The 21346-nt window shown below is 60.4% G+C and carries 18 protein-coding genes; 11 read left to right on the top strand and 7 right to left on the bottom strand.

Annotated features, from left to right (window positions below; genetic code table 11):
* Positions 1 to 308: 308 nt before the first annotated feature.
* The 5 genes from hemA to B4F27_RS05010 all read left to right on the top strand — a co-directional run bounded on the left by hemA (position 309) and on the right by B4F27_RS05010 (position 5877).
* Complete coding sequence (hemA, locus tag B4F27_RS04990; RefSeq protein ID WP_037944163.1) at positions 309 to 1532, top strand: 5-aminolevulinate synthase; 1224 nt, start codon at positions 309 to 311, stop codon at positions 1530 to 1532.
* 117 nt (positions 1533 to 1649) lie between these two features.
* Complete coding sequence (locus tag B4F27_RS04995; protein ID WP_286759030.1) at positions 1650 to 2894, top strand: helix-turn-helix domain-containing protein; 1245 nt, start codon at positions 1650 to 1652, stop codon at positions 2892 to 2894.
* 98 nt (positions 2895 to 2992) lie between these two features.
* On the top strand, positions 2993 to 4126 hold the full coding sequence (gene ispG / locus B4F27_RS05000; RefSeq protein ID WP_286759031.1) for a flavodoxin-dependent (E)-4-hydroxy-3-methylbut-2-enyl-diphosphate synthase: 1134 nt from the start codon (positions 2993 to 2995) through the stop codon (positions 4124 to 4126).
* Between the two features lie 60 nt (positions 4127 to 4186).
* Complete coding sequence (locus B4F27_RS05005) at positions 4187 to 5341, top strand: DNA cytosine methyltransferase (RefSeq protein WP_286759032.1); 1155 nt, start codon at positions 4187 to 4189, stop codon at positions 5339 to 5341.
* A complete protein-coding gene (locus B4F27_RS05010) occupies positions 5338 to 5877 on the top strand; it encodes a GIY-YIG nuclease family protein (protein WP_286759033.1) in 540 nt (179 codons plus the stop codon). Before B4F27_RS05005 ends, B4F27_RS05010 begins: the two co-directional genes overlap by 4 nt.
* A gap of 3 nt (positions 5878 to 5880) precedes the next feature.
* On the opposite strand, the gene B4F27_RS05015 is transcribed toward B4F27_RS05010, so the two are convergent.
* Positions 5881 to 6363, bottom strand: a complete 483-nt coding sequence (locus B4F27_RS05015) for a disulfide bond formation protein DsbA (RefSeq protein ID WP_286759034.1) — start codon at positions 6361 to 6363, stop codon at positions 5881 to 5883.
* 1 nt (position 6364) lies between these two features.
* Positions 6365 to 7108, bottom strand: coding sequence for a DsbA family protein (locus B4F27_RS05020; RefSeq protein WP_286759035.1), 744 nt, complete (start codon positions 7106 to 7108; stop codon positions 6365 to 6367).
* 139 nt (positions 7109 to 7247) lie between these two features.
* On the opposite strand from B4F27_RS05020, the gene B4F27_RS05025 reads away from it, so the two are divergent.
* The 5 genes from B4F27_RS05025 to B4F27_RS05045 all read left to right on the top strand — a co-directional run bounded on the left by B4F27_RS05025 (position 7248) and on the right by B4F27_RS05045 (position 15111).
* A complete protein-coding gene (locus tag B4F27_RS05025; RefSeq protein WP_286759036.1) occupies positions 7248 to 8390 on the top strand; it encodes a pyridoxal phosphate-dependent aminotransferase in 1143 nt (380 codons plus the stop codon).
* Between the two features lie 68 nt (positions 8391 to 8458).
* On the top strand, positions 8459 to 9673 hold the full coding sequence (locus B4F27_RS05030; protein ID WP_286759037.1) for an N-acetylmuramoyl-L-alanine amidase: 1215 nt from the start codon (positions 8459 to 8461) through the stop codon (positions 9671 to 9673).
* A gap of 128 nt (positions 9674 to 9801) precedes the next feature.
* Positions 9802 to 12354 carry a penicillin-binding protein 1A gene (locus B4F27_RS05035; protein ID WP_286759038.1) on the top strand — a complete coding sequence of 851 codons (2553 nt, stop codon included), beginning with the start codon at positions 9802 to 9804 and terminating at the stop codon, positions 12352 to 12354.
* A gap of 103 nt (positions 12355 to 12457) precedes the next feature.
* Entirely contained in the window at positions 12458 to 13582 is a 1125-nt protein-coding gene (gene prfB / locus B4F27_RS05040) for a peptide chain release factor 2 (RefSeq protein ID WP_005853284.1), read from the top strand.
* A gap of 116 nt (positions 13583 to 13698) precedes the next feature.
* Positions 13699 to 15111 carry an amidase gene (locus B4F27_RS05045; protein ID WP_286759039.1) on the top strand — a complete coding sequence of 471 codons (1413 nt, stop codon included), beginning with the start codon at positions 13699 to 13701 and terminating at the stop codon, positions 15109 to 15111.
* Positions 15112 to 15114: 3 nt separating this feature from the next.
* Here the strand turns inward: B4F27_RS05045 and B4F27_RS05050 are convergent, their stop codons facing one another.
* Positions 15115 to 15897 (bottom strand): helix-turn-helix domain-containing protein, encoded by a 783-nt coding sequence (locus B4F27_RS05050; RefSeq protein ID WP_286759040.1) that lies wholly within the window; start codon positions 15895 to 15897, stop codon positions 15115 to 15117.
* A gap of 209 nt (positions 15898 to 16106) precedes the next feature.
* Between B4F27_RS05050 and B4F27_RS05055 the strand changes: the two genes are divergently transcribed.
* Positions 16107 to 16451 carry a hypothetical protein gene (locus B4F27_RS05055; RefSeq protein ID WP_286759041.1) on the top strand — a complete coding sequence of 115 codons (345 nt, stop codon included), beginning with the start codon at positions 16107 to 16109 and terminating at the stop codon, positions 16449 to 16451.
* 43 nt (positions 16452 to 16494) lie between these two features.
* Here B4F27_RS05055 and ilvN read toward each other — a convergent pair whose 3' ends face one another.
* From ilvN to B4F27_RS05075, 4 genes are all read right to left on the bottom strand, one after another.
* Positions 16495 to 17055, bottom strand: a complete 561-nt coding sequence (gene ilvN, locus B4F27_RS05060; protein WP_009826946.1) for an acetolactate synthase small subunit — start codon at positions 17053 to 17055, stop codon at positions 16495 to 16497.
* Between the two features lie 76 nt (positions 17056 to 17131).
* On the bottom strand, positions 17132 to 18883 hold the full coding sequence (locus B4F27_RS05065; protein ID WP_037944177.1) for an acetolactate synthase 3 large subunit: 1752 nt from the start codon (positions 18881 to 18883) through the stop codon (positions 17132 to 17134).
* Positions 18884 to 19217: 334 nt separating this feature from the next.
* Positions 19218 to 19880 carry a response regulator transcription factor gene (locus B4F27_RS05070; protein WP_005853301.1) on the bottom strand — a complete coding sequence of 221 codons (663 nt, stop codon included), beginning with the start codon at positions 19878 to 19880 and terminating at the stop codon, positions 19218 to 19220.
* Between the two features lie 32 nt (positions 19881 to 19912).
* Entirely contained in the window at positions 19913 to 21316 is a 1404-nt protein-coding gene (locus tag B4F27_RS05075; RefSeq protein ID WP_286759042.1) for a cache domain-containing protein, read from the bottom strand.
* Positions 21317 to 21346: the final 30 nt, after the last annotated feature.

Here is a 21346-nt window from a genome sequence, read left to right on the forward strand (position 1 = left end):
TTGCCGCGACCGTATCAGCGCGCTTGGCCGTGTCCAGTGGTCCGCCCGAGGTGGCCGCAGCTTGCGCGCCATACAGCGTGAGAATCGCTTGAAAAACATGCCTTTGACCCAAGCGGGACAGCGTGCAGGTTTCCGATGCGCGACATCCGACCGCGATGCGATGCGCCCCGGGGCGGCACCTGCGACAATCGGTTCCTATTAAGGCATTGAATTGAATGGCTCTAAACTATATTCATTCTAAAGCACGAATATGGCGAATGATCCGGTTGCCTTTGCTGGTCCCGCCACCGACGAAGGAGCAAGGCGCAATGGACTATACCAAACAGCTTGATCAGGCGATTGACCGGCTGCACGAGGAAGGTCGCTACCGCACCTTCATCGACATTGAACGCCGCAATGGTCAATTCCCCCACGCTGTCTGGACCCAACCCGACGGGCAAGAGAAGAATATCACCGTCTGGTGCGGGAATGATTACCTCGGGATGGGGCAAAACCCTGTCGTTCTGGCCGCGATGCACGAAGCACTTGATGCGACAGGTGCAGGGTCGGGCGGGACGCGCAATATCTCGGGCACCACGATTTACCACAAACGTCTCGAGGAAGAGCTGTCGGACCTGCACGGCAAGGAAGCCGCCTTGCTGTTCACCAGTGCCTATATCGCCAATGACGCGACGCTCAGCACGCTGCCCAAGTTGTTTCCCGGCCTGATCATCTATTCCGACGAGCTGAACCACGCGTCGATGATCGAAGGGGTCCGCCGCAATGGCGGGGCCAAGCGTATCTTCCGCCATAACGACGTGGACCACCTGCGCGCGCTTATGGCCGCTGATGATCCCGCCGCACCCAAGCTGATCGCCTTTGAATCTATTTACTCGATGGATGGCGATTTCGGCCCGATCGAGGCGATTTGTGACATTGCGGATGAATTCGGCGCGCTGACCTATATCGACGAGGTCCACGCCGTGGGGATGTACGGCCCGCGTGGGGCAGGGGTTGCCGAGCGTGATCGCCTGATGCACCGGCTGGATATCATCAACGGAACGCTGGCCAAGGCCTACGGCGTGATGGGGGGCTATATCGCGGCCTCGGCCAAGATGTGCGATGCCATCCGGTCTTATGCGCCGGGTTTCATCTTTACCACATCGCTGCCGCCAGCGGTTGCCGCCGGTGCTGCGGCTTCGGTCGCCTACCTCAAGACCGCGCCCGAATTGCGCGAGAAGCACCAGCAGCAAGCCAAAGTGCTGAAACTGCGGCTCAAGGGATTGGGTCTGCCGATTATTGATCACGGCAGCCATATCGTCCCTGTGATTGTCGGAAACCCCGTACACACCAAGATTCTGTCGGATCGCCTGCTGGAGGATCACGGCATCTATGTGCAGCCGATCAACTTCCCCACCGTGCCCCGCGGGACAGAGCGTTTGCGCTTTACCCCGTCGCCCGTCCATGGCCCGCTGGAAATCGAAGGGCTGGTCCACGCGATGGACGCTTTGTGGTCCCATTGTGCGCTGAATCGTGCCGAAATGGCGGGGTGACCCCGAATATTTCGTATAGTCCGTTGATTTATGCTACCGATATCGAAAGAAAAGCTTAATCTCGAATCAACATGTTGTTTCGATTAAGGGCAGCGGGCATAGCTACGGGACATTTTTATGATTGGGCGGTGGTCTTCCAAGTCGGCAGATAACGAGCAAGTTGAAGCCAAAGGTTTCGACGCGTTCGACTTGCGCCTTGGTGACCTGATGCGCGGTGAACGCGCGACGCTTGGTAAATCGCTGCTGGATGTCCAACGCGAGCTTCGGATCAAGGCATCCTACATTGCCGCGATCGAAAACGCCGACCCGGAAGCCTTTGATACACCTGGATTTATTGCCGGTTACGTGCGGTCTTATGCGCGCTATCTGAACATGGACCCGGACAAGGCGTTCGCGGCCTTCTGCGCTGAATCCGGTTTTGCCGTGGCGCATGGCATGTCCTCTAAAGCGTCCGTCGTCAAAAAGCCCACCCGCGAAGAGCGTATGACCCGCAATGGCGAGAGCGATATCTTTGCCCGCCCTGCGACGCCCTTCACCCCCGTCGGTGATTCCCTTCTGGCGCGAATAGAGCCCGGTGCTTTGGGCTCGCTGCTGGTGCTCGTCGCTTTGATCGGCGGGATTGGCTATGGCGGGTGGAGCGTTCTGAAAGAAGTGCAGCGCGTGCAGGTCTCTCCGGTGGATGAAACCCCTGTTGTGCTGTCTGACCTCGATCCGCTGCAAGGCGCGCTTGCCTCTGCCCCCGAAACGACAGAAGACCCCGATGCGCCGACCGCGATGGCTGTGCCACGTTCCGACGCGCTGGACCGGCTTTATCGTCCTGCCGCACTGGATGTGCCTGTTCTGGTCGCGCGGGATGCGCCGATTTCCTCGATTGATCCGCGCAGTATCGGCAGCTTTGCCTCGACCTCGCCTTCGCCTTCCGTCGGGGATGCGCTGCGCACCGCTGAAAACACCGTGGTCCAACGGGATACGCTCGATGTGTTGCCGGGTGCCGTGCCGCAGGTGGTCGAAGGGCCCGCGCCGCAGCTGCGTATGGTTGCAGCCTATCCGTCCTGGGTGCGTGTACGCGCCGCAGATGGCAAGGTTATCTTTGAAGGCATCATGAACAAGGGCGACAGCTGGGATATCCCCGCGACTGAAGAGCCCCCGACGCTGCGCACCGGCGAATCCGGCGCGCTGTATTTCGCGATGGACGGACAATACTTCGGGCCTGTTGGCGATCGTGGGGCTGTGACGTCGAACCTGCCGCTGCACCGTCAGGCGCTGGCGGAGCTTTACGAGCCGGCCGTACTGGAAGAGAATTCCGCGCTCGCGACAATGGTGGCCGAGCTGAAGAATGCGGCGACTTCACCGACGGAATAAGCCGGATACCATTGCAACAACGCGACGGGCTGAATAGGTGTAGGGCGAACCGAACCTGACAGACCCTTCGACTGTTTCATTGCCAAAGGTAGCTTTGCATGTCCCTCAATCACATTCGCCCGTGGCGCAACATTTACCGCCGGAAGTCCCGTCAGATCATGGTGGGGAATGTGCCGGTCGGGGGCGATGCGCCGATCACGGTGCAGACGATGACGAACACGCTGACCACGGATGTCAAAGCGACCATCGCGCAGATTCAGGCCGCTGCCGATGTGGGGGCCGATATCGTGCGTGTGTCGGTGCCGGATGTCGAAAGCTCCAAGGCGCTGAAAGAGATCGTGCGCGAGGTATCGGTGCCGATCGTGGCTGATATCCATTTCCACTACAAACGCGGAATCGAAGCCGCCGAGGCGGGGGCCGCCTGTCTGCGGATCAACCCGGGCAATATCGGCGACGAAAAGCGCGTCAAAGAGGTGATCAAAGCCGCGCGGGACAATAATTGTTCGATCCGCATCGGCGTCAACGCAGGGTCGCTGGAACGTCACCTGCTTGAGAAATACGGCGAGCCATGCCCCGATGCGATGGTCGAAAGCGGGATGGATCACATCAAGATCCTGCAAGACAATGATTTCCACGAATTCAAGATCAGCTGCAAAGCCTCTGACGTCTTTATGGCCGCCGCTGCCTACCAGCAGTTGGCCGAGGCGACGGATGCTCCGATCCACCTTGGCATCACCGAGGCGGGGGGGCTGACCTCTGGCACGATCAAATCGGCCATTGGCCTGGGCAATCTATTGTGGATGGGCATCGGTGACACGATCCGTGTGTCCCTGTCTGCGGACCCTGTGGAAGAGGTCAAGGTCGGCTACGAGATTCTGAAATCCCTTGGCCTGCGTCACCGTGGTGTGAACATCATCAGCTGCCCTAGCTGCGCGCGGCAGGGCTTTGACGTGATCAAGACCGTCGAGGCGCTGGAACAACGGTTGGAGCATATCAAAACCCCGATGAGCCTGAGCATCATCGGCTGCGTCGTCAATGGCCCCGGTGAGGCGCTGATGACGGATGTGGGCTTTACCGGCGGGGGCAACGGGTCGGGCATGGTCTATCTTGCGGGCAAACAAAGCCACAAGCTGGGCAATGACGCGATGATCGATCACATTGTCGAACAGGTCGAAGCCCGCGCCGCCGCCATCGAAGCAGAGACCCGAGCGGCAGAGCAAGCAGCCGAGTGACTTTGCCCCAAGCGGCGCATTTGCCATCGACAGATATTTGCGTATTCCATATCAATAGATATGCCTGATCACGCCGCCAAGACCCCGACGTACGCCGAGTTTTTCTGCGGCGGTGGCATGGTGCGCGCGGCCCTGCAGGACCGGTGGGATTGCGTGCTGGCCAACGATATCGACGCGATGAAATGCAAGGTCTATGCCCAGAATTGGGGGCAGGCGGCATTGCATCAGGGCGATATCGCGGCCATGCCCGATGACCTTCTGACGCGTCAGATCGATATGTATTGGGCGTCGAGCCCTTGTCAGGATTTCAGTCTTGCGGGCAAGGGGCGGGGCTTGGGCGGCGCGCGCAGCGGTGTCTTTGCCCATTGGGCCGACAAGATCGCCACGGCCATAAAAGCAGGATTTGCGCCGCGTATCATCGCCTTTGAAAACGTCGTCGGGTTGGTGTCGCGCAATAGTGGGGCGGATATGAACACCGTACTCGCGACCTTTGTGCGGCTTGGCTATAAGGTCGGCGCGCTCGAGATCGACGCGCGGCGTTTCCTGCCGCAAAGCCGGCCGCGTCTGTTCGTTGTGTGCGTGCGCGAGGATATCGACATCTCGGGGCTGACGGTGCCAAAACCGTCCCATGTCTTTCACGGCAAGAAGCTGCAAAAATTTCTCGCCTCCGCCGCACGGCCGGTCCGATCCAACTGGGTCTGGTGGAAATTGGGGGATGCCCCCGCCGACGAACAGGCGCTTGAGCGTGTGCTTGAACGGCGTGCCACCATGCCGTGGTTCAGTGCCGCGGATACCGACCGTCTGCTGACGCTGATGTCGCCCCCCAGCCTTGAACGGCTGCGCGTGGCGCGCAAGGCGGGGCGCACCGTGGTTGGCACAATCTATAAACGCGGGCGCCCCGATGCGGATGGGAATGTCCGCCAACGGGCAGAGCTGCGCACCGACGGGATTGCGGGCTGCTTGCGGACCCCTGCGGGTGGGTCCTCGCGGCAGATCCTGATGTTTATCAAGGGCAACCAGACCAAGGCCCGGCTTGTTTCCTCGCGCGAGGTGGCGCGGCTGATGGGGTTGCCGGACAGCTACAAGATGCCCGACACCTACAACAACGCCTACCGCGTGGCGGGGGATGGGGTCGCCGTGCCTGTCGTGCGCTATCTCGACGAGGTGTTGTTCGCGCCCCTGCTTGAGCGTCAGTCATTGGGTGCAGTCGCGTGAACGCGGCGCAGGCGTTTCGGGGAAAGGCACTGGCGGCGCTGACCAATCAGATCGGCGTCTATGCGCTGTGCGATCTGGACGGCAACCCGATTTATGTGGGCCAGTCTGTTGATGGTATCCGCACGCGGGTGCGCCGGCATCTGACATCGGCGCGGTCCGACGTGATTGCCAATCGTCAGATCGACGTGTGGGAGATCGCCTTTGTCTGGGCCTGGCCGGTGGCGACAAAGGCAGAGGTAGAACCGCTGGAACGCGCGATCTTTGCCCATTACGACGCTGAATTGCCGTTGATGAACGGCAAGGCGATGGTGGCAGATGCACCGCTGTTCGACTGGCCGGAAAAGCAGATGGTGCAGGTCATCGATGAAGAGGAACGACAGTCGCGTCTGACCCCGTCAAACCGGCTACCGCGCCAGATCAAGCAGTATGACTTGCTGGTCGATTATATCCTCAACGTGAAAGAGGCCCCGCATCTCAAGCGATCGCTTGATGCGCATTTCAAACGCATGGTGCGCTATCATCAGCGGTTTCTCTAGGCGCTACGGAGCCAGATACCGCCGCAGCACGATGTCGGGCATATGGCCACGCAAGATGCGGTCTGCCATCACGTAGAAGGGAGGCTCGGTCATGCCAAGCTGTGCGGCAAGGGCGGCGCTGGCAGGATCAGACATCATGTGGTGCGTGAAGGTGATGTTATATGTATCTGTTATTGCTTCTAATTTCGCCAGCGCGCGATCACAGTCTGGGCAATCGTCGCCGGTAAACAACGCAATCGGCGCGCCGGCTAATATTTGATCTGTCAGGGATGCGATAAGCGCGAGATCCGCCTGCGCCTTCTCTTGATAGGCTTCGGCAGCATAGTTGCGGGGGGCCACAGCGGGTGCTGCAAGCTCGGGCTCTGCCAGCAGCAACGCCCGCACTTCTTCCCCCAAGACGCGCCGTTCTGCATGTGTTAACGCGCCAAAGTCGGTCTGCGCGGCCACCGGGAAGGCCGCCACGCAACAGGCAAAGGCCAAGCGCATCTTAGCCGCGTTTTTCTTCCAGAATGGCTTTCATCTGGTCGTAAGGCAGATAGCCGCGCAGCAGTTCGTCCTGCATCACAAAGGTCGGTGTGCCGGAAATCTGCAGCGTTTGTGCCAGCGCGCGGGTCTTTTCGATCTCGGCGGTGACTTCGGCACTGTCCATCTTTTCCTGAATGGCCTCGGCATCCAGATCGAAGCTGCTGGCCAAGCGTCCCAGCGACGTCGGGGTGATGTCGCCGTTAAAGCTCATCAAGGCATCATGCACGGATTTATAGGCCTCGTCCCCGGCAACGATCTTGGTCGCGATTGCAAAGCGCGAGGCGACTATGGATTGTTCGCCCAGGATCGGCAGCTCTTTCACGATAAAGCGGATATTGCCGTCGCCATTGACCAGCTTTTCAACCTCGGAGAACGCTTTTTTGCAGTAGCCGCAGCGGTAGTCCATAAACTCTACGATGGTCATGTCGCCTTCGGGATTGCCCCCGACATAGGAATAGCCGTCGTCAAAGATCGCGGCCGCATTGTCGGACACCAGCGTGAAATCCGCCTGCGCCTGTGCTTCGGCCTGACGGGCCTGCAGCTGGTTCACCGCTTCCATGATCACTTCGGGGTTTTCCATCAGATAGGCGCGGACCTCGGCGCGGAATTGCGCGCGTTCGGCATCGGTCAGTTCGGTCAGGTCCATCGCATGGGCGGGGGCTGTCAGGGAAAGGGCCACTAGGGCGGGGGCGATCAGCTTTTTCATCAGGGTCACTCGCTTGTTGTTGCGCAGGGGTGCAGGCACCGGTTGCAAGGGTGGTGCGCGATTTTGCCAGCGCGCACAAGGGTTGACGGCACCGGCGGGGTGCGGTGAAAGGTTCGGGCTCAACAGTAGGATCAAGCCCATGCGCATTTCAACCCGATCTCAGGTCGATCCCTTTATCGTGATGGATGTGATGCAGGCCGCCGCCGCCGCCGAGGCGGAGGGCCGCCACATCATCCATATGGAGGTCGGCCAACCCGGCACGGGCGCGCCCAAAGGGGCCAGCACCGCATTGACCGCCGCGATGGAGCAGGGCGCGCTTGGTTATACCGTCGCATTGGGGCTGCCTGCGCTGCGCCAGCGGATCGCGCGGATGTACGGGGAGTGGTACAATGTCGATCTGGACCCGAACCGCGTGGTCATCACCTCTGGCTCTTCGGGCGGGTTCATCCTGACGTTTACCTCGCTTTTTGACACCGGGGACCGTGTGGGCATCGGGGCACCGGGGTATCCCAGCTACCGCCAGATCCTCAAGGCGCTGGACCTTGCCCCCATCGATCTGCCCACCTCGCTTGAAAACCGCTTGCAGCCGGTGCCTGCGGATTTCGCAGGCATAGACCTGCAGGGGCTGCTGGTCGCGTCGCCGGGCAATCCGACGGGCACGATGCTGGATCACGCTGCCATGTCCGCGCTGATCGACGCGACGCAAGCGCAGGGGGCATCCTTCATCTCGGACGAGATTTACCACGGCATCGAATACGAGAAAAAGGCCGTGACCGCGCTTGAGATCACCGATGATGTCTATGTCATCAATTCGTTTTCCAAGTATTTCTCTATGACCGGTTGGCGTGTCGGCTGGATGGTTGTGCCAGAGGATCACGTGCGGGTGGTCGAACGGATCGCGCAAAACATGTTCATCTGCGCCCCCCACGCCAGTCAGGTCGCCGCGCTTGCCGCGATGGATTGCACCGATGAGCTTGAGGCGAATATGGATGTCTACCGCGCCAACCGCGCGATGATGATCACCGGCCTGCGCGAGGCGGGATTTACCCGTTTCGCGCCCCCCGACGGGGCCTTCTATGTCTACGCTGATGTGTCCGAGCTGACGGATGACAGCCGCGCATTGGCGCGCGATATTCTGGACAAGGCGGGTGTGGCCGTGACCCCGGGGCTCGATTTCGATCCGGTGCGCGGGCATCACTGGCTGCGGTTTTCCTATGCGCGCAGCACCCAGGATATTGCCGAGGGGCTGGGGCGGCTCAAGACCTATATGGCGGGCCGCTGAAAGGCTGGCTCGGGTTGCGGCGGGGTGCTATACCTGCCGCAACCACCCCGAGCAGAACGGTGACAGGCATGCGTATTCTTCCCATTATCGCAACGGTTTGCGCGCTGTCTTTGCCAGCGTCCGCGCAGGATCTGACCGCGCTGGCGCGCGTGGACCCTACCAAAAGCGCCATCTCGGATGGTTGGTTCGGGGGCACGACGCTGACGCTTGGGCTGAGCCAAGGGGTGCCGTTTCGGGTGTTCTTGCTGGATGATCCGGCGCGGCTGGTGGTCGATTTCCGCGAGGCCGACTGGAGCGGTGTGAACACCAAAGACCTGCTGCCTGAACCCGGGCGGATTACCGGTCTGCGCTTTGGCCCGTTCCAACCCGGTTGGTCGCGGCTTGTCGCGGATCTGGCCGAACCGATGATCCCGCGCGAGATCGGGATGCCTGTCAACAAGGGGTCCGGTCACGCCACGCTTGAAATCGCCTTGAAATCCGCCACCCCCGAGGAGTTTGCCGCCGCCGCCGGTGCGCCGGTCGATCCGGCGTGGACCATGGCGCTGGCCGCACCGCCCAAGGCAGTTGCCGACCTAAAAGCGGTACCGTTTCGCGTGGTGCTGGACCCCGGTCACGGGGGCGTTGATCCGGGGGCAGAGACCGACGGTATCCTGGAAAAAGACCTGATGCTGTCCTTTGCCCAAGCGCTGCGCGATACATTGGTGCGCGACGGGGTCGATGTGGTGATGACCCGTGACACGGATCATTTTGTCGCGCTCGAAACCCGCGTCGCCATTGCGCATCAGGCCGAAGGCGATCTGTTTATCTCTCTCCACGCGGACAGTTTGCAGCACGGCGGCGCAAAGGGGGCGACGGTCTATACGCTGTCGGACGACGCCAGCGATACTGCCACCGACCATCTGGCCGCACGCCACAACCGCGCCGATATTATCGCAGGGGCCGATCTGACCGGATCGGATGACGAGGTCGCCAGCGTGCTGCTTGATCTTGCCCGCCAAGAGACAGAGCCACGGTCGGTTGCCGCCGCTAAAGTGCTGGTTGAAGGGATGAAAGCCGCCGGCGGGCCGATGAACCGCCACCCGCTGCGCAACGCGGGCTTTTCGGTGTTGAAATCGGCTGACATCCCCTCGGTTCTGATCGAAATCGGGTTCCTCAGCTCGAAGCGTGATCTTGCCAATCTGCGAGACCCGATCTGGCGGGCGGTCATGGTGTCGGCGATTGCGGATTCCATCGCCAAATGGCGCGACGCGGATGCCGCGCTCAAGCCCTTGATTCGCCAGTAAACCGCACCCGAACGCCCCTCTAGGTGTTGCGCGGGTTACCGCACAGGGCCACTGCATCGTGTTTTGACGATTCCCGCAGGGTTGCGTATAGACGGGTCACCAACCCTCCTTGCAAGGAATTGCCAGCCGTGTTTCGTTTGATCCTGTCTTTCTTCGGGGGTATTTTTACCACCCTCACCATGAGCATCGGTATGGTCGCGCTGACCATCGGCGCGGTGTTCTGGATGTATGGCCGCGATCTGCCCAGCCACGAATCCCTTGCGCAATACACGCCCCCGACGATCAGCCGGATTTATTCGGGGCAGGGGCGGCTGATTGATGAATTCGCCAAGGAACGCCGCCTGTTCGCGCCGGCCAACACGATCCCGCCGCTGATCAAGCAGGCGTTTATCTCGGCCGAGGACAAGAACTTTTATACTCACGAAGGCTATGACCTGCGCGGCATCGGGGCAGCGGCCGTAGATGCGGTGCGCACAAGGGGCAAGGACGTTCGCGGTGCATCGACCATCACGCAGCAGGTGATGAAGAACTTTCTTCTGTCCGGCGACCGTCGGGCCGAACGCAAGATCAAGGAAATCATCCTCGCCGCACGGCTTGAGGAAACGCTGCCCAAGGAAAAGATCCTTGAACTTTATCTGAACGAGATCTTCTTGGGCCAGAACTCCTACGGTGTGGCCGCCGCGTCGCAGACCTATTTCAACAAGACATTGGGGGAGCTGGCCCCACACGAGGCTGCGTTCCTTGCCTCGCTGCCCAAAGCGCCGTCTGACTATCATCCTGTGCGCCGCAAGGACCGGTTGCTGTCACGCCGGAACTTCGTGCTGCGCGAGATGAAGGAAAACGGCTATATCACCCCCGCCGTCTACGAGACCGAGGTCGCACAGCCCTTGCGATCGGTGCAAAACGGGGACTTTGAAAGCTTCAAGGCCGAACTGCCGCCACGCGATTACTTTACCGATGAAATCCGCCGCCAGCTGTCCGAGAACTTCGGCGAGGGCGAATTCTTTACCGGCGGTCTGACCGTGCGTGCCACCATCGACAACGAGATGCAGCCCATTGCCGCACAATCCTTGCAGCAGCAGCTTGAGGAATATGACCGCGGTATCGGTATCTACCGCGGCACCGGCAAGAAGATCGCGCCCGAAAAGCTGACCACCGAGGCGGATTGGCGCGAAGCGCTGTCGGACACCCGTGTGCCACGTGACGTTGATCTGGAAAACCCGTGGTATCCCGCCGTGGTGCTGAGCCTGACCAATGACGCCGCCCGCATCGGGATCGAAGGCGTGGACGAGGACGCAGACGGTCATTTCATCCCCGCCAAGGATGTCCAATGGGCGCGCAAACGTCTTGAGAATGGCAAGCTCGGCAACCGCGCCCAAGTGCCCGCTGACCTGCTTGAGGTCGGCGACGTGGTGCTGGTGCGCCGCATGACGGCGGATAGTGACGGGTCGTTCATCCGCTGGACCCTGCGTCAGATCCCGGAAGTGCAGGGCGGCTTTGTCGCGATGGACGTGAACACAGGGCGCGTGATCGCAATGCAGGGCGGTTTCTCCTATCAGGCGTCGGTGTTCAACCGTGCGACGCAGGCGAAACGCCAGCCGGGGTCGAGCTTCAAGCCCTTTGTCTATGCCGCGGCATTGGACAGCGGCTATACCCCTGCGACCATCGTTGTGGATGCCCCGATCGAGATCAACACACCCCAAGGCATGTGGCGGCCACGAAACTCGTCGAACAAGTTCTACGGGCCGACGCCCCTGCGGACGGGTATCGAACAGTCGCGGAACCTCATGACCATCCGTCTGGCGCAAGAGGTCGGAATGAACACCGTTGGCGATTATGCCGAACGGTTCGGAGTTTATGACAACCTGTCGCCGGTACTGGCCAACGCGCTTGGCTCGCAGGAAACCACGCTCTACCAGATGGTGTCGGCCTATGCGATGTTCGCCAATGGTGGCGAGCGGGTGCAGCCGACGCTGGTGGACCGTGTGCAGGACCGCTACGGCCGCACTGTCTACAAACACGACCAACGCATCTGTAACGATTGCCAGCTTGAAACGCTGGCCCCCGGTGTGGGGCCGCGCATCATCTCGAACCGTGAACGGGTGATGGACCCGATCACGGCCTATCAGCTGACATCGATGATGAAGGGCGTCGTGGATCGCGGTACGGCGCGTGGGGCGGTGAACCTGCCCGTGCCAATCGCGGGCAAGACCGGCACCACCAACGATGCCAAAGACGTCTGGTTCGTCGGCTTCTCAAGCAACATCGTGGCGGGCTGCTATATCGGTTTTGACAACCCGCGCTCGCTGGGGCGTCGTGCCTATGGGGCGGGGATGTGTGGCCCTGTGTTCCAGCGGTTCATGAGCGAAGCAATCAAGAAATACGGCGGCGGCCCTTTCGAAGTGCCCCCCGGCGGTCACTTCATCAAGATCGACCGCTTCACCGGTGCACGTCTGTCTGACAGCGCCGCAGGTAACAACGTTGTGGCCGAATACTTCCGTGACGGCGAAGAGCCGCTGTTCGGGATCACCTTTGATGGTGGCTTTGCGATGGGTGCGGATCTGCCGCTGGTCGAGGAAGCCGGCGGCGGCGCGCGCGAGGTCACGACCTCTACCGGTAAAAAGGCGCGTGTCGGGCCCAAGGCAAGCTTTGGCAGCATCAACTCCGGCGGGTTGTACTAGGCCCGCTCCCCATTCTACAGCGCTTGCCCAAGTTGCGGCGCTGGTCTATTTGAAACGCGGCCCCGGCTATTCGGGGCCGCGATCTATTTAAAGGCAGGATACCATGCGCGCAGATGCACAAAATACAGCGGATAAGATCAGCAAGTCGCTGGAGCTGTTGGCACAGCGTCTGGACGTCGAAACCGCGCCATACCGTCTGGAAGAATTCAACGCCCGTGTCGAAGACCCCAATCTGTGGGATGATCCCGATGCGGCGCAAAAACTGATGCGCGACCGTCAGGCGCTGGTCGATTCCATCGCCACCTACGAGGGCATCAAACAAGAGCTGGCCGATAACATCGAACTGATCGAACTGGGCGAGATGGAAGGCGACGACGAGGTCATCGCAGAGGCCGAGACCGCATTGAAAAAGCTGGCCGAGACAGCCGCCCAGAAAGAGCTGGAAGCGCTGTTGAACGGCGAGGCCGACGGGAATGACACTTTCCTTGAAATCAACGCAGGGGCAGGCGGCACCGAAAGCTGTGACTGGGCCAATATCCTGTCGCGCATGTATGTCCGTTGGGCCGAGAAAAAGGGCTATAAGGTCGAACTGCAATCCGAAAGCCCCGGCGAAGAGGCGGGGATCAAATCGGCGACCTACAAGATCAGCGGCCCGAATGCCTATGGCTGGCTCAAGTCGGAATCCGGTGTGCACCGTCTGGTGCGGATCAGCCCCTTTGACAGCGCCGCCAAACGGCACACGTCCTTTACCTCTATCTGGGTGTATCCGGTGGTGGACGACAACATTGAAATCGACATCAACCCCAGCGACATCCGCATCGACACCTATCGGTCCTCGGGGGCCGGTGGTCAGCACGTAAACACCACCGACTCGGCCGTGCGGATCACGCACCATCCTACCGGCATCGTGGTTACCAGCTCTGAGAAATCGCAGCACCAGAACCGCGACATCGCGATGAAGGCGCTGAAATCGCGGCTGTATCAGATGGAGCTGGACCGCCGCAACGCGGCCATCAACGAAGCCCATGAAAACAAGGGCGACGCGGGTTGGGGCAACCAGATCCGGTCCTACGTCCTGCAGCCGTACCAGATGGTCAAAGACCTGCGCACCAACTATGAAACCTCGGATACCAAAGGGGTGCTGGATGGCGACCTTGACGGGTTGATGGGCGCCGCGCTGGCGCTTGCCGTGTCGGGCAAGACCCGCGCCGAGGCGCAAGAAGGCTAAGGCCAAATATCAGGCAACTGCGCGCGGGCGGCTTTGTCTCGTGCAGCAGTTTTGCTAGCACCCCTTGCATCCCGCTGCGGCCTTCCGTTCTATGACCCCGAACGGAGGGCTCGGCCATGAACATACTAGACATCGGGGCCTTGGCCCAATCGGAGGCATTGGCGAACGGCAGCCTGACGGCGCGCGCTTTGATGGAGGCCACGCTAGAGCGCATCGACGCTGTGAACGGCGCGGTCAACGCCATCGTCGCGCTGCGCCCGCGCGCGGAGCTTTTGGCCGAAGCCGATAGGGCGGATGCCACACCTCGGGTCGGATGGCTGCACGGTATTCCCATTGCGATCAAGGATTTATCCGATGCCGAAGGCTTGCCAACCGCCAAGGGATCACCGCTGTTTGCCGGAACGATTGCCCAGAAGGACAGCGTCTTTGTCGCCCGCATCCGTGCGGCTGGGGCAATCATCATCGGTAAAACCAACACGCCTGAATTCGGCTTGGGCAGCCATACGTTCAACCCCGTCTATGGCCCGACGCGGAACCCCTATGACCACACACGCTCGGCTGGCGGGTCTTCGGGCGGGGCGGCGGCTGCCTTGGCAACGGGGATGCTAAGCATCGCTGACGGGTCCGACATGATGGGCAGCCTGCGCAACCCCGCGGGCTGGAACAACGTCTACGGCATGCGCCCCAGCTGGGGCGCTGTACCGGCAGAGCCAGAGGGCGATATGTTCCTGCATCAGCTGAGCATGGCAGGCCCGATGGCGCGCTGCCCCCGCGATCTGGCGGCCTTGTTGGACACGATGACCGGAGAGGACCCCAAACAACCCCTTGGCCTGTCACCCGCGCCGAGCTTGCCGGAGATGGACACCCCGTCGCCCACGCGCCGCATCGGGTGGCTGGGCGACTGGGGCGGTGCCTTTGCCTATGAAGACGGGATCGAGGACGTGAGCAAAGCGGCCCTAGATCAACTGGCCGCCCTGGGGCATCGGGTGACCCATGTGCCAGCCCCCTTTGACGCGGACGCGATGTGGGACAGCTGGACCACGCTGCGGTCTTTTGCCGTTGCTGCCGGATTGGGCGCGCTCTACCGCGACCCGGAAACCCGCGACAAGCTCAAGTCCGCCGCCCAATGGGAGATCGAGCGCGGGCTCGGATTCACGGGGCAGGAGGTGCAGCGCGCCAGCCTGACGCGGTCGGATTGGTATCGCCGTGTCACCGCGCTGTTTGACGAGGTTGACGTGCTGGTGCTGCCCTCGGCACAGCTTTGGCCCTTTGACGTGGATCAGGTGCATCCGACACAGATCGCCGGACGGGACATGGATACCTATCACCGCTGGATGCAGGTCGTGGTGCCCGCCGGTCTAGTGGGGCTGCCGGTTGTCAACATCCCCGCCGGTTTCGGCGCAGAGGGGCTGCCTGCGGGGCTACAGATGATCGGACCGCGGGGCAGCGATACGGCGCTGCTTCAACTGGCGCAGCAATGGCACGCGGCAACGCAGTGGCCACAGATGCGCCCGCCGCCGCTGGCGTAGCGGTCATTCAAAGGCGAATTCCGTGCGCAGAAGGTGGCGGTGAAAGGGTTCAAGATCGCTTGCCTCGCACAGCCCCTTCAAGCGGGCGGCCTGCAACACGGCCGACGGGGTTTGCGGCAGGTATTCATAGACCAGCCGCGTCGCCCGCAACCCGATCGAATTTTCCGGCACCGTGCGGGTGATGTATCCGACCCAGAAATTATTGTTGAACGACGCGATCCGCCCCAGATAGTTGAACGAAGAGGTCATCGCGCCGCGCCGCGAGGCGATAATGGCGATGCCTTCTTCCTGCTGCAACACCACGCCGCGATATTCGCGCAATTCCGAATGAGTGGGCAGGCTTTGGATGCGCATGGCGTGAGGGGCCTCGTAGCCGCGCAGATAGGTATGCCGGCCACTGCGAAACACCATAACCAATCCCAAGGCGAATTTCTCGGGGTAAAGAAAACTACGGCGCGAGAACCGGTAGAAACCACTGGGAAACGTGGCTTCGGGCAGGTCCAGCGCGCCCGAAACGATGAAGTCGCCCATGAAATCCGGGGGGGAGGGTTCGATCTTCTCGATCTCTTCCAAGGGCTCCAGAAGGACACGCGCATCAACGTCGAAAAACTTGCACATCCGGTCCAGAATATCGGGGCGCGGAAAGCTTTCGCCCGATAGATATCGATTGAACTGCGTGCGATTGACCCCCAGTTCCTGCGCGAGGTAAGTGATGGAGGGGTAACCTACTGAAAGTTTTTTTAAATTTGACCCGAAAATTGTCCTGATATCGGCGGGGTTCGTCATGAAATCAGTCCGTTAAAATTAATTGAACTAAACTTCACAACCTTTGAACGAATTTGCAAGGAGATTTGCACTATATGGCTGTGTAGTGACGCTAATCAGCGTCAAATTTCGGTGCGCGCGACACAAAATGATTTCGTAAAAAAATCGACAATTTGTAAAAATGACATGATTATCTCTCATGTCTGCAAGCATCTGGAAGGAACAGTTAAATGTACGGTGTGGTACTTTGGAGCGATGCCCGAGCCAACAAAGCTGTGTTCTGGTGCGAGGATCACGGCGACCTTGCATATTTCCAGGGTGACCCCGCGATAGTGAACCAGACGACAAGCTGTTTTGATGCTGGTGATCTTGTCCAGTTCGAGGTCTACCACGAGGCCAAATTACGCAAGGCGCTTAACCCCAAGGTCGTGCGATCCAAGGCGGACGCTGATTTGCCTAACAAACTGCTGCGCCATTCCGCGGGCATTACCCGAAAGCAAACAGGCGGCGAGGTGCTTCCATTCCGCCCAAAAGCCGCCCCGCCGGTAGAGTTCCGCCATCGCGGTCAGGCCTAGTCCGGCCGAAGCCGGCCAGACGTCAACCTGCCACCTCAGCGCATCAGTCGCCGCGCGACAGGGCTGCCACACCCGTCCGTGCCACTGACACCAGCCCCAAGGGGCGCATCAATTCGGCAAATGCGTCAATCTTCTCGGGCGCGCCGGTGATCTCGAACACGAATGTTTCCAGGGTGCTATCGACAACGTTGGCGCGGAAGATATCCGCCAGACGCAGAGCTTCGACCCGTTTGTCGCCGGTGCCATTCACCTTGAACATCGCAAGCTCACGCTCGACCACGGGGCCTTCGACGGTCAGGTCATGCACCTCGTGTACCGGCACAATCCGCCCCAGCTGCGCCTTGATCTGCTCGATCACCTGCGGCGTGCCCGAGGTGACGATTGTGATGCGGCTAAGGTGGCCTGTGTGGTCAACCTCTGCCACGGTAAGGCTGTCGATGTTGTATCCACGGCCCGAAAACAGACCGATGACGCGCGCCAGCACACCGGGTTCGTTCTCGACCAGTACGGCCAGCGTGTGGCGTTCGATCACATCCGAGAAATTGGGACGTAGGTTATAGGCGGAATGGCTGTTGGAGCCTTTTTTGATCTTTAGGGCTGACATGACACTGTCCTTCTAAGATTTGTTCAATCTCGGCGCGCGACCCCGCGCCGATGTGTTTCCTTGTGCCGTTGGCGGCTTAGACCAAGACCGATCCTTTGGCGTCGATCACACCTTGTGTATCGACACCGGCCAGCATCATGTCGTTATGCGCTTTGCCCGACGGGATCATCGGGAAACAGTTTTCGTGTTTTTCCACCAGACAGTCAAAGATCACCGGACCGTCATAATCGAGCATCTCCATGATCGCGTCGTCCAGATCGTCGGGGTCCGAACAGATGATCCCCTTGGCCCCGAAGGCTTCGGCCAGCTTGACGAAATCGGGCAGGGATTCAGACCAGCTTTGGGAATAGCGCTCGCCGTGCAGCAGCTCTTGCCACTGGCGGACCATGCCGAGGCGTTCGTTGTTCAGGATGAACTGTTTCACCGGCAGGCCGTATTGCATGGCGGTGCCCATTTCCTGCATGTTCATCAGCCAGGAAGCTTCGCCCGCAACGTTGATGACCAACGCGTCAGGATGCGCCATCTGCACGCCGATGGACGCCGGGAAACCATAGCCCATGGTCCCCAACCCACCAGAGGTCATCCAGCGGTTCGGATCCTCGAAGCCAAGGTATTGCGCGGCCCACATCTGGTGCTGGCCCACTTCGGTGGTGACATAGCGGTCACGCCCCTTGGTCAGCGCCTCAAGTCGCGAGAGCGCGTATTGCGGTTTGATGATCTTGCCTTTTTGCTCGAACTTCAGGCAGTCAACGTTGCGCCATTCCTCGATCTTCTTCCACCATTTTCCAACGGCTTCGGTGTTTGTCTTGCGGCCGCGCGATTTCCAGACCTTCAGCAGGTCTTCCAGCACATGGCCCACGTCGCCGACGATAGGGATGTCCACGCGGATGATCTTGTTGATCGACGAGGGGTCGATGTCGATATGCGCTTTCTTGGATTTCGGGCTGAACATGTCGACGACGCCGGTGATCCGGTCGTCGAAGCGCGCGCCGATGTTGATCATCAGATCGCAGTCGTGCATCGCCATATTGGCCTCGTAAAGACCATGCATTCCGAGCATCCCCAACCATTTGTCACCCGACGCCGGATAGCTGCCAAGCCCCATCAAGGTAGAGGTGATGGGAAAGCCTGTCGCCTCGACCAATTCGCGCAGCAGTTGCGACGCCGCAGGGCCGGAGTTGATGACGCCGCCGCCGGTGTAGAAAATCGGGCGCTTGGCGGTCTCGATGGCGGCCACCAGTTCGGTGATCTCGGTCATGTCGCCTTTGACGGGCGGCTGGTAATGCGAGGTGGACGGCTTCTTGGGCGTGTATTCCCCCGTGGCGAATTGCACGTCTTTCGGGATGTCGACCAGAACGGGGCCGGGGCGCCCGCTGGTGGCCACGTGGAACGCCTCGTGCAGAACGCCGCCCAGCTTGTCGGTCTCTTTCACCAGCCAGTTGTGCTTGGTGCAGGGGCGGGTGATGCCCACGGTATCGGCCTCTTGAAACGCGTCAGAGCCGATCATGAAGGTCGGCACCTGACCTGTCAGGACCACCAGCGGAATGGAATCGAGCAAGGCATCCGTCAGGCCGGTCACCGCATTGGTGGCACCGGGGCCCGAGGTGACAAGAACAACGCCCGGTTTTCCGGTCGAGCGCGCATAGCCTTCGGCGGCATGGACCGCCCCTTGTTCGTGACGCACCAACACGTGTTTGATGCTGTTTTGTTGGAACACCTCGTCATAGATCGGTAGGACAGCGCCGCCGGGATAGCCAAATACGGTATCGACACCCTGATCAATCAGGGCTTGAACGATCATTTTCGCTCCGGTCATTTTACGTGTCATCTTGGTGCTCCGTCAGGCGGTGGTTTATCAAAAAATACGTTGCGCAAAAAAAAGCCCCCGATTTTGACGGGGGCGCATGGTGACTATTATGGTCTGCCGTTACCGGCCCATGCGCGTGTGTCTTAGAATGACGACGATATCTGTCAAAGCTAGATCTGTCATAGCCAAAGGCCCCTCATTGCGTGCATGGACATTATGAGCGCCACAAAGGGGCGTCAATGCTCTATTGTCGATAAAAGTGTCGCTGCGTGCAAAAAATCTTTTCATTTATTGCGCGAAATCCTGAATTTTCTAATTTTTGCAAAATTGGGGGCATTTCTCGGGCGCATATCAGCTAGAGTCGGACCCCGGTTCCCTGCAGCACGCCGTGTTCCATCGCGTAGCGCGTCAGCCCTGCGGTGGAAGAGATGCCAAGCTTGCGCTTGATATTCTTGCGGTGGGTTTCGACGGTGCGCACAGAGATATCCAAGGTCAGCGCGACCTCTTTGTTGGATTTCCCCTGTGCCAGTTGCAACAGGATCGTCTGTTCGCGTTCGGTCAGGGATTCACGCGCGGCATCCTTGGGTTCAAGCGACCCTTGCGCGCCGGTGCACAGATACCGTTCGCCGCGCATCACCGTATCGATCGCCAGCTTGATCTCGTCTGTCGGCACATCCTTGAGAATATACCCCATGGCGCCGTGGCTCAGCGCCGAAGAGATATATTCGGGGTTATCATGCATCGACAGGATCACGATGCGGGTGTCGGGCTGGCGTTCCAACAAGATCTCGGTCGCGGACAGCCCGCCGATCTCTGGCATGTTGAGGTCCATGAGGATCACATCGGGGTCCAGTTCCGCGACGCTCTCGATCGCGGCGCGGCCATTGGGCAGACAGCCGACCACATTGATATCGTCATAGCTTTCAAGAATGGACTGGATGCCCTCGGCGACCATCGGGTGATCGTCCACGATCATCACTTTGATCAACGCGGGTGGCTGGGTGTCTGAAAGGGTCATGGGGCAGCTTTCGGGAAGGGGCATATCAGGGCTTAGGGCAGGGCGGTTGGCGGCGGGCGCAGCATATGGGTCAGCGGGACGGTGGCGGTAATCTCGGTGCCGCCTTGGGCAGAGGTTTGCATGGTCAGCGTGCCGTCTAGCTGTTCGATCCGCTCTTGCATATTGCGTAGGCCCAACCCCCCGGCGGTGGAGCGTGTCTTGGCCAGCCCCAGCCCGTTGTCAGAGATCGACAGCGTCGCGCCCTGTCGGTGACCGCGCAGATCGACGATAACTTCGGTGGCGCGGGCGTGGCGTTCGATATTGGTCAGCGCCTCTTGCGCGATCCGGTAAAGCGCGATCTTGGCTTCGTCGTCCAAGCGGTTGCGGAATACCACGGTGTCAAAGCGGCACTGAATACCGGTGCGCAGGGCGAATTGTTCGACCAGCGTTTTCAGTGCGGGACCAAGGCCCAGATCATCCAGAATACTGGGGCGCAGGTCACGGCTGATACGGCGCACTTCGGCGATGGCCTGTGCAAGGCTGTCGATCCCCTTTGCCAAAGGCTCTGCCGCGCGGGCGTCGCCCCTTTCCAGCCGGCGTCGCGCATTGTCGAGCGCATAGCGCACCCCCACCAGGATCTGGCTGATACCATCATGCAGTTCGCGCGCCACGCGGCCGCGCTCTTCCTCTTGGGCGTCAAATACCCGCTGCGTCAGCTTTTTAAGCTTTGCATCCGCAAGCCGCCGTTCCCGCAGGTTGACCAGCATGCCCGTGCCAAACACCAGCAGCAGGGCGGTCACCGTAATAACGCCGATATAGAAGAACGTGCGCTGCACCCGCGCCTGCACATCGGATCGCGCCGCGGCCCCGCTGGCAAGCACGTCGTCGATGAACACACCCGTCCCCACGGCCCACTGCCAGCTGGGGAAAGAGGTGACATAGGTGATCATCTGCGCGTCCTCTCCGGTAGAGGGTTTGGGCCACATATAGGTGTGATACCCGCCGCCACTGCGTGCGATGCGGATCAGCTCGTCCACCACGGGCGTGCCGTTGCTATCCGTCTCGCCAGCAAAGTTGCGGTTGATCCGGTCGGTCTGGCGCGGGTTGACAAGGGCGGTGCCGTCGTAGTCATAGACAAAGAACTGACCTTCCTCGCCATAGATCATCGCCGCGAGGATCTGCGCCACCTGCGATTTCGCCGCCCCGTCATCAGGAGAGGCGGACCCGTAGACGAAGTAAAAGCCGTTGCGCGCCTGTGTCACATAATTGCGCAGCTCGACCTTCTTGGCGTCCAGCAACTGCTGCTCGAGCGTTGAAATCTCGCGGTCGGCCACCGCGCGCGCCTGCAGTGCCACGACAAAGGCAATCGCCGTCACCGCCAGCACCAGCGGCACAGAGGCGATGAGTGTCAGCTTTTGGGCGTAGGTGGGGGCGATCATGAAAGACGGGCGGCGCATGCAGCGCTGATACTGGGAAATCCACGCGAA

This window comes from Sulfitobacter sp. UBA1132, from assembly GCF_002311545.1.
Classification (GTDB): Bacteria; Pseudomonadota; Alphaproteobacteria; order Rhodobacterales; family Rhodobacteraceae; genus Sulfitobacter; species Sulfitobacter pontiacus.